Source organism: Euzebya tangerina (genome assembly GCF_003074135.1).
GTDB classification, from domain to species: Bacteria; Actinomycetota; Nitriliruptoria; order Euzebyales; family Euzebyaceae; genus Euzebya; species Euzebya tangerina.
Map to the genome: position 1 here is coordinate 745,211 of NZ_PPDK01000001.1, position 14,438 is coordinate 759,648.

A 14,438-nucleotide genomic window follows, 5' to 3' on the forward strand; every position below is an offset into this window, starting at 1 on the left:
CGTTGCCACCGTCCACCGCAGACCTTCGCCAGCCACCACAGGTCACCCTGCCGTCGCTCACCGACGTCGGGGAGTCCGAGGCGCTGGCGCTGTACCGGTCGATGTTCCTGATCCGCCGCTTCGAGGAGACGGGCAACGAGCTGTTCCTCAAGGGCCGGGTGCCCGGCACCATCCACCTCTGCCTGGGTCAGGAGGCCGTGGTCGTCGGCACCTCTGCAGCACTCGAGCCCGAGGACCGGATCACGTTGACTCATCGCGGCCACGGACAGGCGCTGGCCAAGGGTGTCGCGCCCGGTCCGCTGTTGGCCGAGATCATGGGCAAGGTCGACGGCGTCTGCCGCGGCATGGGCGGCTCCCTCCACGTCGGGGACTGGAGCGTCGGCGCACTCCCGGCCATCGCCATCGTCGGTGCCTCCAGCCCCATCGCCACCGGCCTGGCCTTCGCCGCCAAACGACAGGGTACGGGACGAGTGGTCGTCAACTACTTCGGCGACGGTGCCGCCTCCAAGGGCGAGTTGCACGAGGCCATGAACCTCGCCGCCCTGTGGGAGCTCCCGGTCATCTTCCTGTGCGAGAACAACGTCTACGCCTCGACGACCCACATCAGCGAGTACCTGCCGAACGACACGATCGCGGAGCGCGCCACGGCCTACCGAATGCCAGGTGTCTCCGTCTACGGCAACGACCCGCTGACCGTTCGACAGGCCGTGGCAACGGCAGCGGAACGCGCCCGCCGAGGTGGCGGACCGACGCTGGTGGAGTGCCTCACGTATCGCCGTGGCGGACACAAACGCGACGACCCCGGCAGCTACCGCAACGACGACGAGGTCGCAGCGTGGATGGCCCGTGACCCCGTTCCGGCCTTCCGCGCTCGGCTGCTGGACGAGACCGGGCTGACGGCGGCCGACGTGGAAGCCGTGGAGGCGGCAGTCGAGGCCGAACTCGACGACGCCCAACGCTTCGCCCACGAGTCCCCCCACCCCCCGCTGGAGCAGCGACTGGAGTTCGTCCATGCCTGACACCGCAACCGCAAGCCCCGGCCCCCGGTCCGAACGGGGGATGACCATCGTCGAGGCGATGCGCCAGGTCCTCCGGGAGGAGATGCGGCGCGACACCGACGTGTTCGTGCTCGGTGAGGACATCGTCGTCGGCGGGGCATTCCTGGTCACGCTCGGGCTGGCCGAGGAGATGGGCACCGACCGGGTCATCAACACGCCCATCTCCGAGGCTGGATTCCTGGGCCTGTCGATCGGGGCCGCCATCGAGGGCCTGCGTCCGGTGGTCGACTTCCAGTACGGCGACTTCCTGTACACCGCCGCGGACCAGTTGATCCAACAGGCAGCCAAGTTGCGCTACATGTCCGGCGGGCAGGTCACGATCCCGCTCGTCATCCAGTTACCGACCGGCGCGTCGGGGCGGGGGGCCCAACACGCCAACTCGATGGAGAACCTCTTCTTCGGGCTGCCCGGGATCCACATCGTCACCCCCAGCACGCCAGCCGATGCCCGAGGGCTGCTCTCCGCTGCGATCCGCAGCGACGACGTCGTGCTCTACATCGTGCACAAGCACCTGTACGGCAGCCGCGGACGGCCGCTCGAACACGCCGACACCAGCACCGGCGACATCGGCGACATCGAAGTGCCCATCGGCGTGGCCGACGTCAAGCGGACCGGGTCGGACCTCACGGTCGTCGCCAACCACGTGATGGTCCACCACGCACTCCGCGCGGCGGGGACACTGGCCGATGAGGGCATCGACGTGGAGGTGATCGACCCCCGAACGCTCGTGCCCTTCGACCTCGACACCGTTCTCGCCTCGGTCGAGAAGACCGGCCGTCTGCTGGTCTGCGAGGAGAACCCCGGGCGCGGCGGCTGGGGTCCGTGGCTCATCAGCCAGGTGGCCGAGCACGCGCTGTTCAGCCTGGACGCTCCGGTGCGGCGGCTGGCCGCCGATGACACGCCCATCCCCTTCTCGCCGCCCCTGGAGAAGGCCAGCCTGCCCTCGCTCGAGGGCATCACCGCCACGATCCGGGAGATGTGCCATGGCTGAGGACGGTTCTCCTGATGGCCTCGTTCGTGTGGCGGTCGACCTGCCCCACGTCGGCGAGGCCATCGCCGAGGCCACGCTGGTCGAGTGGCGTGTCGACGTCGGCGACCACGTCACGAAGGGCGAGGTGATGTTCGAGGTCGACGTGGACAAGGCCGTCGTGGAGATCGAGTCCTTCGTCGACGGAGTGGTCCTCGAGCTGTTGGTCGAGCGGGACACGTTCGTGATGCCCGGGCAACGCATCGCCGTAGTCGGGGTCGCGCCCGACGGCGTGCCGCTGGATGCGGAGGTGCTTGCCGAGCCCGACGAGGATGCCGGGCCCGACGAGGATGCCCAGCCCGCGGCTGTTGGCGCCGGCGCGGGCGGCTCGGCGTCGAGGGCTGACCGCGATGCAGCCCAGACCACGGGGTCCCGGCATGCGGGTGGCGGACGGCCGACGGTCTCGCCCCGCGCACGGAGACTGGCCGCCGACCGGGACATCGACCTCTCCCAGGTCGCAGGCAGCGGACCAGGCGGCGTGGTGACCGAGGACGATGTGGCACGCCACGCGTCTGTCGACGGAGCCGTTGCGGCAGCCCTCCCACCCGAGGAGACAGACGGGAGCCCGCTGGGGGATCACCGGCAGCGCGTGGCCGACGCAACAACCCGGAGCAAGCAAGAGGTCCCGCACTTCTACCTCGATGTGGAGGTCGACGCGACGCCGCTGGAAGCCCATCGCGCACAGCAGCCGGAGCGGCCCTCGGTGACTGCGTACGTGGTGGCGGCGTGTGCACAGGCACTCCGGGACGCGCCAGAGCACGACGCACACTACCGACGTGGTCGACTGATCTCGCACGCGACCCCACGGATCGGAGTGGCGGTAGCGGCCGAGAGTGGCCTGGCCGTCCCCATCGTCGTCGACCCGCCGGCTGACGTCGGCGCGCTGGCCGGTGCACTGCACGACGCCACAGCTCGTGCCCGGTCGCAGCGGCTGAACGCCGAGGACTTCGGCGAGCGGTCGCTGGTCGTCTCCAACCTGGGCATGTTCGGCATCGACCGGGTCCTACCGATCATCTCCCAGCCCGACCCCTACATCCTCGGCGTCGGCAGGATCACCGACCAGGCCGTCGTGGCTGACGGTCAGGTCGTCCCGGGGCGCCGGCTGATCCTGACCCTGTCGGTCGACCACCGAGCGCAGGACGGCGCCGCCGCTTCCGCCTTCCTGGCTGCTGTTGCCCGGCTGCTCGAGACACCCGAGGCGTGGACCCGATGAGCCGGGGCCCGATGAGTGTCATCACGATCGACACCCGCGCCACCTGGGATGCCCAGGACGTCACCGACCTGGTCGCTGCGGCGATCCCCGACGACGCCGGCAACACGCTGCTGCTGTCGACGCCGCACACCACGGTGGCGCTGGTCGTCGCCCCAGCCGATGAGCCGATGCTGCGCGACTTCATCCGGTTGGCCAAGCGCTGGCCTGCCGACCTGGGCCCCTTCGAGCACTGGCTCGAGGACAACCCGAACGCCGAGGCTCACATCCAGAGCGCGGCCTTCGGAACCCGGTTGCTGGTGTCGCAGGAGGAGGGCTCGTTGGTGCTGGGAACCTACCAACGGATCGTGCTGCTCGAGTTCGACGGGCCACGCACCCGGACCATCGACGTGCGAGGTGTGACGTGAGAATCCCCATCGGCAGCGACGCCAACGGATACGGACTCAAGGAGCACGTCAAGGCCTGGCTGACCGAGCATGGCCACGAGCCGGTCGACCTGGGCTGCACCGGCCCCGACGACGGCGAGGACTACCCCGACGTGGCGCTCAGGCTCGCTCGGAGCGTCGTGGCCGAGGACCACGACCGGGCCATCCTCATCTGCGGGACGGGCATCGGCATGGCGATCACGGCGAACAAGGTGCCCGGGGTCAGAGCCGCCTGCGCGCACGACCCCTACTCGGCGGAGCGGGCGCGGAAGTCCAACAACGCCCAGGTCCTGACCTTGGGTGCACAGATCATCGGGCCGCAGGTCGTCGACGTGCTGCTCGACCACTGGATGCGCTCGGAGTTCGCCGGTGGCCGTTCGGCGCGCAAGGTCGCCAAGATCAACGCGCTCGATGCTGCTCACCCCCCGACCGAGTCATCCCCCGACGAAAGCTCGTAGGCACATGGACACCTCCTCGATCAGCTCCTCACTTCGATCAGACCAGGTCCTCACCGGGGACGACGAGGTCCAGAAGCGGTCCCGTGATTGGTGGCCGCTGGCGTACGTGCGGGAATCCCGTGGTGAGCTCGCACCCATGCCAGCGGCGGTGGTCCGACCGGAGAGCACCGATCAGGTGGCCGACATCGTTCGCTGGGCCGCCCGTGAGGGCCACTCGGTGGTGGTTCGTGGGGGCGGCTCCGGCGTGTGCGGTGCGGCCACGCCGCCGGGTGGCGCGGTGGTCCTCGAGACCACCGCGCTGGATGAGATCCAGATCGACGTCGACGCCAAGATCGTGACCGTCGGCGCCGGTGTCTTCGGCGACCGCCTGGAGGCCGCGCTCAACGCCGAAGGGCTGACGCTCGGCCACTCGCCGCAGTCGGTGGCGGTCTCGACCGTCGGCGGCTGGATCGGGACGTCTTCGGCCGGGCAGATGACCCCCGGGTACGGCTTCATCGAGGACCACGTGATCGGACTGACCGCCGTCCTGGCCGACGGGACGGTCGTCGACCTCAAACCGACACCGCGCTCGGCAGTCGGGCCGGATCTTCGGCGGCTGCTGATCGGCTCGGAAGGTCGGTTCGGCGTCGTCACCCAAGTCGTGCTGTCCTGTCATCCGGCCCTGCGAGGGATGGTGTGGCGCGCCCACCAGCTGCCCGATTTCGCCGCGACCTGGGCGTTGGCCCACACGATCCAGCACAGTGGCGCGGGCCCGACCGTGCTGCGGGGCTGGGATGCCGACGACGCCACCGCGGCGTTCGGTTCGCTGGGCGCGCAGAGCGGAGCCGTGTCGGTCGTCGGGTTCGATGAGGCACTCCCAGGGCTGCAGGAACGGGCCGCCGTGGTCGAGCGGGCCGCTGCGGACCTGGGCGGCAGCCGTCTTGACGATGTCGCCTACGGTGAGGCGTGGTGGCAGCACCGGCTGGGTGCCGTCCACACGTTCCGCGACGTCCTCGGGCCCGAGCGCGCCTGGGGTGAGCTGACCATCCTGGACACGGTGGAGGTGTCGGTGTGCTGGCCCGACGTGGCTCGCACGTACGCCGCGATGACCGCGGCCATCAGTACTCACGCGGCCTGGGTGCGCTGTCACTACTCCCACGTCTTCGATGCCGGACTGGCGCTGTACTTCACCTTCGTCGTCGAGGGGGAGGACGTGGACGGCATGGAGGCGACGTACCACCGCACCTGGGAGGCCGCCATGACCGCGTGCATCTCCTCGGGCGCGTCGGCATCGCACCATCACGGGATGGGTCGGCTCAAGGCCAAGTGGACCGCACAGGACGTCGGGGACGGTGCCGCCGCGCTCCTCGAGCGCATCACCACGAGCTGTGACCCCGCCGGTGTGCTCAACCCCGGCGCGCTGTTGCCGTGATGGTCGTCTGAGGCGTCGGCGTCGGTGCGCCAGGCCCTCGGGGTGGGTACGTAAGGTATGGACATGTCTGCACCGCCGACCCTGGGCGATCTCGACCGAGAGTCACCCGTGCCGCTGTACGTGCAGATCGAACGTCGGTTGCACGGGATGATCGCCGCTGGGCAGCTGGGCACGGGGGCGCGAGTTCCCTCGGAGATCGACCTCTCCGAGTCGTTCGGCGTATCCCGGATGACCGCTCGAAAGGCACTGGACCAACTGGTCGCGACCGGGATGCTGTTCCGGAAGCAGGGCAAGGGCACGTTTGTCTCCACCAGACGGATCGGGCATGGGCTCTCGACCAAGCTCAGCTTCTCCGCTGCGATGGACGCCCTGGGGTTCTCCCACGAGACGACGGTCCTGCGGGCCGGGATCGTGGATGCCCCGACGCACGTCGCGGCTGTCCTCGACCTGCCGGGCAGCGCAACGGTGGTGGAGGTCAAGCGGGTCCGTCACGTGGAGGGCGAGGCCGTGGCACTGCACGACACCTACGTGGTCTCGTCATACGCAGCCATCCTGGATCATGACCTGACCGGTTCGTTGACGCAGGCGATGACCGAGGTCGGCGCAGCGGTCGTCACCGCCAAGGACACCGTCTCAGCCACGCTCGCCGGACATGCCGTCGCTCGACACCTCGGCGTGGCAGAGGGCGCGCCGATCCTGCAGATCGTCGGTGTCGGTTATGCGGATTCGGCGAAGCCACTGCGCTACACCGAGGCGCAGTACCGAGGTGACCGGTTCACCTTTGATCTCGACGCAGGCCCGCCCTCGGAGCTCGGCTTCGACATCGCCGTGAAGACGATCGGTGATCTGCGATGAGCGCGGCCGGGCGGGCAGTGAGGGGAATCCGATCCCTGCTGGGCCTGGCGCCACAACAGGAGCCTGACGGCTCCTACAAACCCTCCAAGCTGGCGCTTCGTCTGGCAACATCCGCGACCACCAACTTCAGCGATCGGCGGTACACGCCCTACGACGGACCACGGTCCCGGTCATGGTGCTCGCAACCGAAGCGAAGAACATGACCATGGCCAACGGCGAGCAGTTCTCGACGGGCAATCACCCGGTTGAGCTGTTCGTCCCCCTGCTCCACCTGCGCAACGCGGGCTTCGACGTCGAGATCGTGACACCCACCGGAGAGCCCGTCGCGCTGGAGATGTGGGCGTTCCCCACTGAGGACGCCGCGGTGTCGGCCATCCGCAACGAGCTCGAGCCGGACTTCGAGCAACCCCGACGTCTGGTGGACGTCGTGGCGGAGTCCTTCGATGAGCCAGGGCGGTATGCCGCCGTCTTCGTTCCCGGTGGGCACGGCGCGATGCTCGGCCTTCCCACCGACCCCAACGTCGGCGCCCTCCTTCGATGGGCACACGACAACGGTGCCTTCACGATCAGCATCTGCCACGGACCAGCTGCGCTATTGGCCACCGCGCTGGGAGGCAACGAATTCCTCTACGAGGGCTACGACATGGCTGTCTTTCCGCACGTAGTGGACCGGCAGACACCCCGAATCGGTTACATGCCGGGGCACATGCCATGGCCGCTGAGCGACACGCTCGAGCAGTCCGGCGCGCGGATCGTCAACACCAAGGCTGACGAGACCGTCCACGTGGATCGCGGACTCATCACCGGAGCGAGTCCCCGTGCCGCCAACGCGCTGGGTGAGTTGGCAGCCACGACCCTCCTCGACGACGCACGAACCAGCGGTTGGTAGCCGTGGCTGGAGGGCGCCTCGTGCGGATTACTGACTGATCAGTCCAAAACGGTGGTAGGGTGTGGCATCGATGGCTCGTCACAAGGCGTTCGACCCCGAGGCCGCGCTCGACCGTGCCGTCGATGTCTTCCGTGACGGCGGCTTCGCCGGGACCTCGATCACGGATCTGTGCGTCGCACTCGGGATCGGCCGGCAGAGCCTCTACGACACGTTCGGCACCAAGGAAGACCTGTGGACCTTGGCGCTGGCGCGGTACCGAGCCCGACAGACGCAGATCATGCTGGCCTCACTCGAGGCCGACGACGACATCGTCCGGTCGCTGGCAGGCGTGCTCGCCTGGCTGATCGATGACATCCTGCGCGACCCGCGCGGGTGCCTGGTGGTGACCGCCGCGACGGAACGTGTGCCCGAGGATGAGCGGACCACCGCGCAGGTGGTCGAGCAGTTCCAGGCCATAGCTCGGACGCTGGCCGACGCCATCCGGCACGGGCAGGCAGTGGGACAGATCAGGGACGATGTGGATCCGGTCGTCCAGGGACGGCTGCTCCTGACGGTGATCCAAGGTCTCAGGGTCGTGGGCGCGGCCGAACCGCACCGCAAGACGATGCAGCACACGGTGGACGCCGTCCTCGCTCCGCTGGCCGCCTGACGTGATCGCGGACCACGCTCCGGCGACGGCATGACCACATTCTGGACCGATCAATCAAGAAAGGACCCTTCATGTCTCCTCAACGGCTCCTCCTTCTGATCCTGTTGACCACATCCCTCCTCGCGTGCCAGTCCGGTCAGACCGCGGTGTGGGAGATCCCCGGCGACCGTGTGTTCCCCGAGGGGATCGCCATCGACCCCGGGTCGTCGTCCTTCTACGTCGGCTCGACCGAGGACGGGACGGTCTACCGCGGGGACGTGGAGGACCCGGGCGGTGGCATGACCCAGTTCCTCCTCGGAGGGCAGGACGGACGGACCACGGTCACCGGTCTGGCGGTCGACGAAGCCGGTCGCCTGTTCGTCGCCGGCCGAGACTCGAACCGCTTCTTCGTCTACGACACCGAGGATGGGGGCCTGCTGGCTGACCTGACCCCGCCGGAGGCCGAGCGGACGCTGCTCAACGACATCGCCGTCACGCCGGAGGCCGCGTATGTCACGGACTCCTTCCGGGACACGCTCTTCCGCATTTTGCTGGACGGTGAGGAGATCGGCGACATCGAACCCTGGCTGGACCTGTCCGAGACACCGATCGAGTACGAGTCGGGCTTCAACCTGAACGGCGTCGAGGTGACCACCGATGGGCAGACCCTGCTGACCGTCCAGTACAATACGGGTCAGCTATACCGGATCGAGACGTCGACCGGAGCCATCGAGGAGGTCGACCTGGGCGGTGAGGCGCTTCGGACCGGAGACGGCATGGTGCTGGACGGGAGGACGTTGCACGTGGTCCTCGGCGGCCCTGGCGAGATCGTCACGGTGGCGCTCTCCGAGGATCTGCGCCGGGGTGAGATCGTGGATCGGACCACGTCGGAGGAGTGGCGCGCCCCGACCACCATCGCAGCAACAGGAGAGGACCTGCTGGTGGTCAACTCGCAATTGAACATGACCGGCGCGGACGAGCAGCCGACGTTGCCGTTCTCCATCACGTCGGTCGCGCCGTCCACCGGTGGGGGCTGACGGTGCATCCCTGGGCTTGGCATCCCGACGACGTGGTCATGTCCGCACGTCTGTTGCGCGTCGGCGCTGCCCACGACCTCCTCAACGCGTGCCTCGACCCCGTCGTCCAGGGCGGCGACGCCACCGAAGAGCAGCACCGACCGCGCGTCGTCACAGCGCCAGCACGCTGAGCACCGCAGTGATCGCCGCGAGTGTGCCGAGCACGGCGGCAGGCGCCGCCGCGGCGGGCGGGTCGTTGGCCCGCACGTGGTAGCTGATCGCGCCAAGGGTGAGGAGCACCAGCCCGCTGCTGGCGGCGACGGCGATGCCGGGGATCCAGTACCCGACCACGAGGCCGACGGCGGCCAGCAGTTCGAGGCTGCCGATCGTGGCCTGCAAGCCTCCGGAGACGCCGAGGTTCTGCATGTCCTTGGTGGAGGACTCGTCGCGGATCAGCTTCTGCGTGCCGGCGGCGCCGAACGCGAGGGCGAGGAGTGCGCCGAGGGTGATGGTGTACCAGGCCATGATGGCCGTCCTTTCACGGGGGTAGATGATGCACAAGTGAACCAAACTGTTTGGTTTGATATTCCCGTCCGCTCATTTCACCCGCTCTGGACCCGCTGCGAGGGCGAGACGCTCGGCCGAACGGGACGCCCTGGTGCTCGAGTGACACCACCGGACTGCGGTTCCGTGTGGAGCGGGTGAGGGGAATCGAACCCCCGTATCCAGCTTGGGAAGCGGAACCGATGAAACGGCTCAATCAGCGCAAATGACCTCTGAACTGGGGTTTTCCTAGATTTCCGCATCCCGCTGAATACCGTCTCACACCACTGTTGCCCGCTGCTCTGGTCACGCTCTGGTCATGAAACCTCGGTTTGAATTTGAACGGGCATCCCTCGGTTTCGTGAACGCGTCCGGCTCGCAGTGTGGGCCGTGGATCATGGACGACTCGTCATCGAAAGGGGGGCCCGGCCGCTACGGATTTGAGGGATCTGGCCGCCTTCTAGTCGCGTCGGCCGTTGCCCAGTTCGTCGTTGACGTCGGCAAGCAGTGTGCCGACGGAACGGATGACTACGACGAGACCCATCGATCCTTCGGGATGCGATGAGTGTGTTAGGTTTCGCGCGTGCAGCGCGTGGAGATCTCGTTGTGATCGACCCGGTGTGGCGGGTGGCGCCTTGCGTGCTGTGGCGTTACCCGCAATTGGTGGTTGGGTTGGTGGCGGGGGCGTTCGCGCTGGCCCTTGCGGTGCTGTCGGGGCCGGTGTTGGTAGCGGCCTCAGGAACGGCGGCCTTTGGGTCGGTCGTCGAGGCCGTCCCGGATGCGGCCAATGCCAACGAGCGGCCGGTGGTCCGAGCGGTGTTGGCCGGGGTCACGTCGGGGCCGGTGGAGGATGTGGTGTCTGCCCGGATGGCCGGGCTGCCGGAGGCCGGCGAGTTGGTGGTGACCCGGCGCCCGATTGGCTACTTGGACTTTGCGGCGCAGCCGGAGGTCGTGGTGTCCAACCCGGCGACCGGTGCCACGTCGGTGGCGGTGCCGTTCTCGGCCTCGGGCGCGGTTGACGGCCTCGTGCCGACGACCGAGGGCGTGGGTGGGACGGGGGTGTGGGTTCCGGATGTGGTGGCATCTGAGCTGGGCGTCGGGCCTGGGGATGAGGTCGCCTACAGCATCAACTATCGGGAGGCGGGGCTCCGCGCGACAGAGGCGGGGCTCCGCGAGACCGTCGTTGAGGTGGCTGGGGTCTACGCCACAATTGAGGGTGATGCGGTCCCGGTGGACGGGACGGGGGTGTGGGCGGATCTTGCGGACCAGCTTCCTCCGTGGCCGATTGGGTCAGGTCGGGAGACCCCGCAGGTGCCGCTGTTGGTGGCCGACCGTGCCGTGTTCGAGCAGCTCGTCGCTGAGGTCGGGGAGGTGGGGTTGACGGTCTGGCAGGTCGGCCTTGCAGCGGTGGCGATCGAGGAGGCTGAGCGGTTGGCCGCGGCCGCCGAACGGCTTGACCGGGAAGCCTTTGACCCGACCGGCAACCTGCGGACGATGATCGATGATGCGTCCGAGGGGATGGCGTCGTTGGAGGTGTTCACCGGGATCGATCGACTGGTCGAGCAGGGGCGGCGGGCCCGCGCGGAGACGGCGGACGGGGTGTCCTCAGTCCGCGTGATCGGTGTGGGTGTGTCGGCGTTGGTCGTGGTGCTGGCTGGGCTGGCCTCGGCCTGGCGCCGTCGTGATGAACGGCAGGCCCTGTTGGATGCCGGACGGTCTCCCGTGCAGTTGGCGGCTTTGGCTGCGGTGGAGTCACTCGTGGTGGTGGGCGTGGGCACGGCGCTGGCGGTGGTCGCGCTGCCGTGGTTTGTATCCGGAATCGTTGGCGTGGCTGGGCCGGCCCTGTCGGTGGCGGCCATCGGTGGTGTGGTGGCGGTGAGCGTTGGGCTGTTGGCGGCCACGTCTGGGGTTCAGGCCTGGCGGGTGTCGCGGGCCTACTCGGGTCGTGCGGAGGAGTCGGTGCGACGGCTGCCGTGGCGGGTGGTGGTCGTGGCGGTCGGAGTGGTGATTGCGGTGCCGGTCTTGCTGGATGACGAGCGGGGCTTCTCCACGGGCGCCGCACTGTTTCCCGTTGCCGTCCTGGCCGCGGCTGCGGTGGGTGTCGGTGAGCTGTTCCGCACGGCAGCGTCCGCCGTGCGGCGGGTCTGGTCCCCTGGCCGGTTGGTGGCCCGGCTGCTGGTGGCGCGGTCCAGCCGAGACCGTGCCGTCGCCGCGGCAGTGATGGCCACGACGATGGCGTTTGGGGCGGTGGCCTACACCACCCTGTCGGCTGAGGCGGTGGCTGAGGCGTCGGAGGACAAGGCCACTGCGCAGGCGGGGTCCAACGCCACGGTGCGGATCCCCACCGCCACGCTGCTGGACGACGGCGCGGCTGATGCGGCTGGGGTGCCCGAGGCGTCCACGGTGGTGTGGCGACTGCCGCTGATGCAGGTGGATGAGGAGCGGGCCGGGCTGCTGGCGGTCACGCCGGAGGCGTTCCTGGACGGGGCGCTGTGGAGCCCGCGGTACGGCACCGATGATCCGGTTGCCCTGATGGGCGCGTTGACCGCCGGGACCGGTGGGTTCCTGCCGGTCGTCACGGAGGCAGCGCGGGCCGTGGTGCCCGACCGTGGTGTCCTGACCCGCAACGGCTTTGAGGACGTGCCGTATGAGGTGGTCGGCCGCGTGGCGGCGCTGCCGGGCGGGTTCGATGATCGACCGACGTTGCTGGTGGATGCGGCCTCGTTGTTCGAGCGTGGCGGCCCCTCCGCCTCGCCACTGGGGGATGTGTTTGAGTCCGACGATCCTGACGGCGTGTTCGTTACGGAGGTGTGGTCGACCCGGCCGATCGGCGAGCTCGTCGCAGACCTCCGCGCGGCAGACGTTCCCTTCGACGAGCCGACGACCCTCGCGGGGGCGTTGGCGCAGCCGACGCTGCTGGCTCGCGGGTGGACGGTGGATTACCTGCTGGCCTTCGCCGCCGTCGCGGCGGTCCTGGGGTTGGTGATCGTGGTCGGGACCTCGCTACGGGACCGCGCACGCCGGCGGCTGCAGACCCGAGCACTGGTCGACCTGGGGCATCGGGGCCGGACGATGGGCTGGGTCAACGTGCTGGAAGTCACACTCATCGGGGTGGCCGGCACGGCAGCCGGGGCGCTGCTGGCCCGCCCCGTCGTCGCGGTGATCGCCGACCGGCTGGACCCGCTACCGACCCAGGCCCCCGCGCTGACCGTGGGTGCGGGAACCGCCGTGGTGGCCGCGGCGGCCGTGGCGTTCGTCGTGGCCGCCACCGCCGCCTCGGCACTGGCCGGTCTGGTCCCGGCCCGAACCTCGATCAACGAGGCGCTCCGCGATGAGTGAGGCGGCGTGATGAGTACCGCGACACTGCGCTGTTCCCAACTGGTCAAGGTCTACCAGGGCGCCGCGGAAGAGGTCCAAGCCGTCCGGGGGCTGGACCTGGATCTGCAGCCAGGCTCGGCAACAGCAGTGCTGGGCCCCTCGGGCTCGGGCAAGAGCACCCTCATCCGCCTGCTCGCTGGGCTGGACCGGCCCTCGGCGGGCAGCGTCAGCCACGGTGAGGTGGTCGTGACCGGCTTGACGGGCCGACGTCGACGGGCTTGGCGGCGGCGCTGCACGGCGTTTGTCCATCAGCGGCCCCGGTCAAACCTGATCGAACACCTTGACGCGCTGGATCACCTGCGCGTGGCCGCCCGACGTCGAGGAATCACCGCCGCCCGCATCGAACAGCGGCTCGAGGAGGTCGACCTGGCCCGCCACGCCCGCCGTCGACCCGAGGAGCTCTCCGGCGGCGAGCAGCATCGCCTGGCCCTGGCCGCCGCCACCCTCGGCACGCCGCCATTGCTGATCGTCGACGAACCCTCCGCCCACCTGGATGACGCCAACACCGAACTGGTCATGGGCCTCCTGCGCCGCACAGCCGAGGCAGGCTCGGTCGTGGTCTACACCACACACGACCCCAGACTGATGGCACACGCGGACCGGGTCGTGCAGCTGCGTCACGGGGTTCTGGCCTCCGACACCCGCCCCGAGACACGAGCCCAGCAGTCGGTCGTTGATGCCTCGGGCAGGGTCCAGTTGCCGCAGAGCGCCCTCGACCAGCTCAGCGACAAGCTCGTCACGATCGAGGTGACCGACGACGGGATCGTGCTCCGATCAACCGACCCCGACCCGGACCGGACCGGTGACCCATGACCCCGCTACTGTCAGCCGTCTCCGTCGAACGCCAGTTCCGGGTCCACGGCGACCCCGTCACGGCCCTCCGGCCCATCTCGCTGGAGGTCCAGGCCGGCGACTTCATATCCCTGACCGGGCCGTCAGGCTCGGGTAAGAGCACCCTCTGTGCGCTGCTAGCCGGCTGGGACACCCCCGACGGTGGCCGGATCGACCGGGCCGAGGGCACCACCTCGGTGTTCACACCCCAACGAGCCGTGCTCTTCGACACCCTCACCGTGACCGAGAACCTCGGCCTGGCCGGCCCCGTCGACCCGGCCCTGCTCGACCAGCTCCACATCGCCGAGCTCGCCAACCGCTACCCCGAGGATGCCTCCCTGGGCGAGCGGCAGCGCATCGCCATCGCCCGAGCCGTCGCCGCAGGAGCCGACATCCTCATCCTGGACGAACCCACCGCCCATCAAGACACCGAAACCACCCAATCCGTCATCGTCACCCTCACCAGCGTCGCCACCCGCGGCACAGCGATCGTGGTAGCCACCCACGACCCAGCACTCGCAGAGGCCGCAACCCGAACCACCACCCTCAACGGACCCTGATCGGACGTGGTGGACCCATGGTCCATCTGGGAGCCGTTGAACACGGGCCGGGGCGCCTCAGGCTGGGTTCACGGGCGGACTCGTCTCTGTGTCCGAACGGGCCGTCAACGGTTGCTTCGACGCGCCAGGACTGGACGCTGGTCACGACC

General features: G+C 69.0%; 15 protein-coding genes. 14 read left to right on the plus strand and 1 reads right to left on the minus strand.

Annotation, left to right across the window (positions count from 1 at the left end; all coding sequences use genetic code 11):
* The first annotated feature begins 2 nt into the window (after positions 1-2).
* From C1746_RS03500 to C1746_RS22915, 11 genes are all read left to right on the plus strand, one after another.
* The gene (locus C1746_RS03500; RefSeq protein ID WP_116713304.1) at positions 3-1,019 is read left to right on the plus strand and encodes a thiamine pyrophosphate-dependent dehydrogenase E1 component subunit alpha; all 1,017 of its coding nucleotides are present in this window, start codon (positions 3-5) and stop codon (positions 1,017-1,019) included.
* Entirely contained in the window at positions 1,012-2,049 is a 1,038-nt protein-coding gene (locus C1746_RS03505) for an alpha-ketoacid dehydrogenase subunit beta (protein WP_205711679.1), read from the plus strand. Before C1746_RS03500 ends, C1746_RS03505 begins: the two co-directional genes overlap by 8 nt.
* Positions 2,042-3,298: a dihydrolipoamide acetyltransferase family protein gene (locus tag C1746_RS03510; protein ID WP_162867330.1), complete on the plus strand. Its 1,257-nt coding sequence runs from the start codon at positions 2,042-2,044 to the stop codon at positions 3,296-3,298. Before C1746_RS03505 ends, C1746_RS03510 begins: the two co-directional genes overlap by 8 nt.
* Positions 3,299-3,309: 11 nt before the next feature.
* Positions 3,310-3,702 (plus strand): YjbQ family protein, encoded by a 393-nt coding sequence (locus C1746_RS03515; protein ID WP_162867331.1) that lies wholly within the window; start codon positions 3,310-3,312, stop codon positions 3,700-3,702.
* Positions 3,699-4,178 carry an RpiB/LacA/LacB family sugar-phosphate isomerase gene (locus C1746_RS03520; RefSeq protein ID WP_116713308.1) on the plus strand — a complete coding sequence of 160 codons (480 nt, stop codon included), beginning with the start codon at positions 3,699-3,701 and terminating at the stop codon, positions 4,176-4,178. Before C1746_RS03515 ends, C1746_RS03520 begins: the two co-directional genes overlap by 4 nt.
* A gap of 4 nt (positions 4,179-4,182) precedes the next feature.
* On the plus strand, positions 4,183-5,589 hold the full coding sequence (locus C1746_RS03525; RefSeq protein WP_162867332.1) for an FAD-binding oxidoreductase: 1,407 nt from the start codon (positions 4,183-4,185) through the stop codon (positions 5,587-5,589).
* Positions 5,590-5,652: 63 nt separating this feature from the next.
* Positions 5,653-6,444 carry a GntR family transcriptional regulator gene (locus tag C1746_RS03530; RefSeq protein WP_162867333.1) on the plus strand — a complete coding sequence of 264 codons (792 nt, stop codon included), beginning with the start codon at positions 5,653-5,655 and terminating at the stop codon, positions 6,442-6,444.
* Between the two features lie 172 nt (positions 6,445-6,616).
* Positions 6,617-7,333 carry a DJ-1/PfpI family protein gene (locus C1746_RS03535; protein WP_205711680.1) on the plus strand — a complete coding sequence of 239 codons (717 nt, stop codon included), beginning with the start codon at positions 6,617-6,619 and terminating at the stop codon, positions 7,331-7,333.
* A gap of 70 nt (positions 7,334-7,403) precedes the next feature.
* Positions 7,404-7,982: a TetR/AcrR family transcriptional regulator gene (locus C1746_RS03540; RefSeq protein ID WP_162867334.1), complete on the plus strand. Its 579-nt coding sequence runs from the start codon at positions 7,404-7,406 to the stop codon at positions 7,980-7,982.
* Positions 7,983-8,053: 71 nt separating this feature from the next.
* Positions 8,054-8,998 (plus strand): SMP-30/gluconolactonase/LRE family protein, encoded by a 945-nt coding sequence (locus C1746_RS03545; protein WP_116713312.1) that lies wholly within the window; start codon positions 8,054-8,056, stop codon positions 8,996-8,998.
* A gap of 38 nt (positions 8,999-9,036) precedes the next feature.
* Positions 9,037-9,168, plus strand: a complete 132-nt coding sequence (locus C1746_RS22915; protein WP_276309949.1) for a hypothetical protein — start codon at positions 9,037-9,039, stop codon at positions 9,166-9,168.
* On the opposite strand, the gene C1746_RS03550 is transcribed toward C1746_RS22915, so the two are convergent.
* On the minus strand, positions 9,149-9,502 hold the full coding sequence (locus C1746_RS03550; protein ID WP_116713313.1) for a DoxX family protein: 354 nt from the start codon (positions 9,500-9,502) through the stop codon (positions 9,149-9,151). The genes C1746_RS22915 and C1746_RS03550 overlap by 20 nt on opposite strands.
* A gap of 693 nt (positions 9,503-10,195) precedes the next feature.
* Between C1746_RS03550 and C1746_RS03555 the strand changes: the two genes are divergently transcribed.
* From C1746_RS03555 to C1746_RS03565, 3 genes are read left to right on the plus strand one after another with little or no spacing between them, the layout of a single operon-like run.
* Positions 10,196-12,859 (plus strand): FtsX-like permease family protein, encoded by a 2,664-nt coding sequence (locus C1746_RS03555; RefSeq protein ID WP_162867335.1) that lies wholly within the window; start codon positions 10,196-10,198, stop codon positions 12,857-12,859.
* 9 nt (positions 12,860-12,868) lie between these two features.
* Complete coding sequence (locus tag C1746_RS03560) at positions 12,869-13,711, plus strand: ABC transporter ATP-binding protein (protein WP_116713315.1); 843 nt, start codon at positions 12,869-12,871, stop codon at positions 13,709-13,711.
* Positions 13,708-14,289, plus strand: a complete 582-nt coding sequence (locus C1746_RS03565; RefSeq protein ID WP_116713316.1) for an ATP-binding cassette domain-containing protein — start codon at positions 13,708-13,710, stop codon at positions 14,287-14,289. The genes C1746_RS03560 and C1746_RS03565 overlap by 4 nt, the downstream gene beginning before the upstream one ends.
* The last annotated feature ends 149 nt before the right edge of the window (positions 14,290-14,438 follow it).

Excerpts from the sequence above, each read along its gene's own strand:
- C1746_RS03505 (WP_205711679.1), top strand. The coding sequence starts at position 1,012 with ATGCCTGACACCGCAACCGCAAGCCCCGGCCCCCGGTCCGAACGGGGG.
- C1746_RS03510 (WP_162867330.1), top strand. The coding sequence starts at position 2,042 with ATGGCTGAGGACGGTTCTCCTGATGGCCTCGTTCGTGTGGCGGTCGAC.
- C1746_RS03515 (WP_162867331.1), top strand. The coding sequence starts at position 3,310 with ATGAGTGTCATCACGATCGACACCCGCGCCACCTGGGATGCCCAGGAC.
- C1746_RS03525 (WP_162867332.1), top strand. The coding sequence starts at position 4,183 with ATGGACACCTCCTCGATCAGCTCCTCACTTCGATCAGACCAGGTCCTC.
- C1746_RS03530 (WP_162867333.1), top strand. The coding sequence starts at position 5,653 with ATGTCTGCACCGCCGACCCTGGGCGATCTCGACCGAGAGTCACCCGTG.
- C1746_RS03535 (WP_205711680.1), top strand. The coding sequence starts at position 6,617 with ATGGTGCTCGCAACCGAAGCGAAGAACATGACCATGGCCAACGGCGAG.
- C1746_RS03540 (WP_162867334.1), top strand. The coding sequence starts at position 7,404 with ATGGCTCGTCACAAGGCGTTCGACCCCGAGGCCGCGCTCGACCGTGCC.
- C1746_RS03545 (WP_116713312.1), top strand. The coding sequence starts at position 8,054 with ATGTCTCCTCAACGGCTCCTCCTTCTGATCCTGTTGACCACATCCCTC.
- C1746_RS22915 (WP_276309949.1), top strand. The coding sequence starts at position 9,037 with ATGTCCGCACGTCTGTTGCGCGTCGGCGCTGCCCACGACCTCCTCAAC.
- C1746_RS03550 (WP_116713313.1), bottom strand. The coding sequence starts at position 9,502 with ATGGCCTGGTACACCATCACCCTCGGCGCACTCCTCGCCCTCGCGTTC.
- C1746_RS03560 (WP_116713315.1), top strand. The coding sequence starts at position 12,869 with ATGAGTACCGCGACACTGCGCTGTTCCCAACTGGTCAAGGTCTACCAG.
- C1746_RS03565 (WP_116713316.1), top strand. The coding sequence starts at position 13,708 with ATGACCCCGCTACTGTCAGCCGTCTCCGTCGAACGCCAGTTCCGGGTC.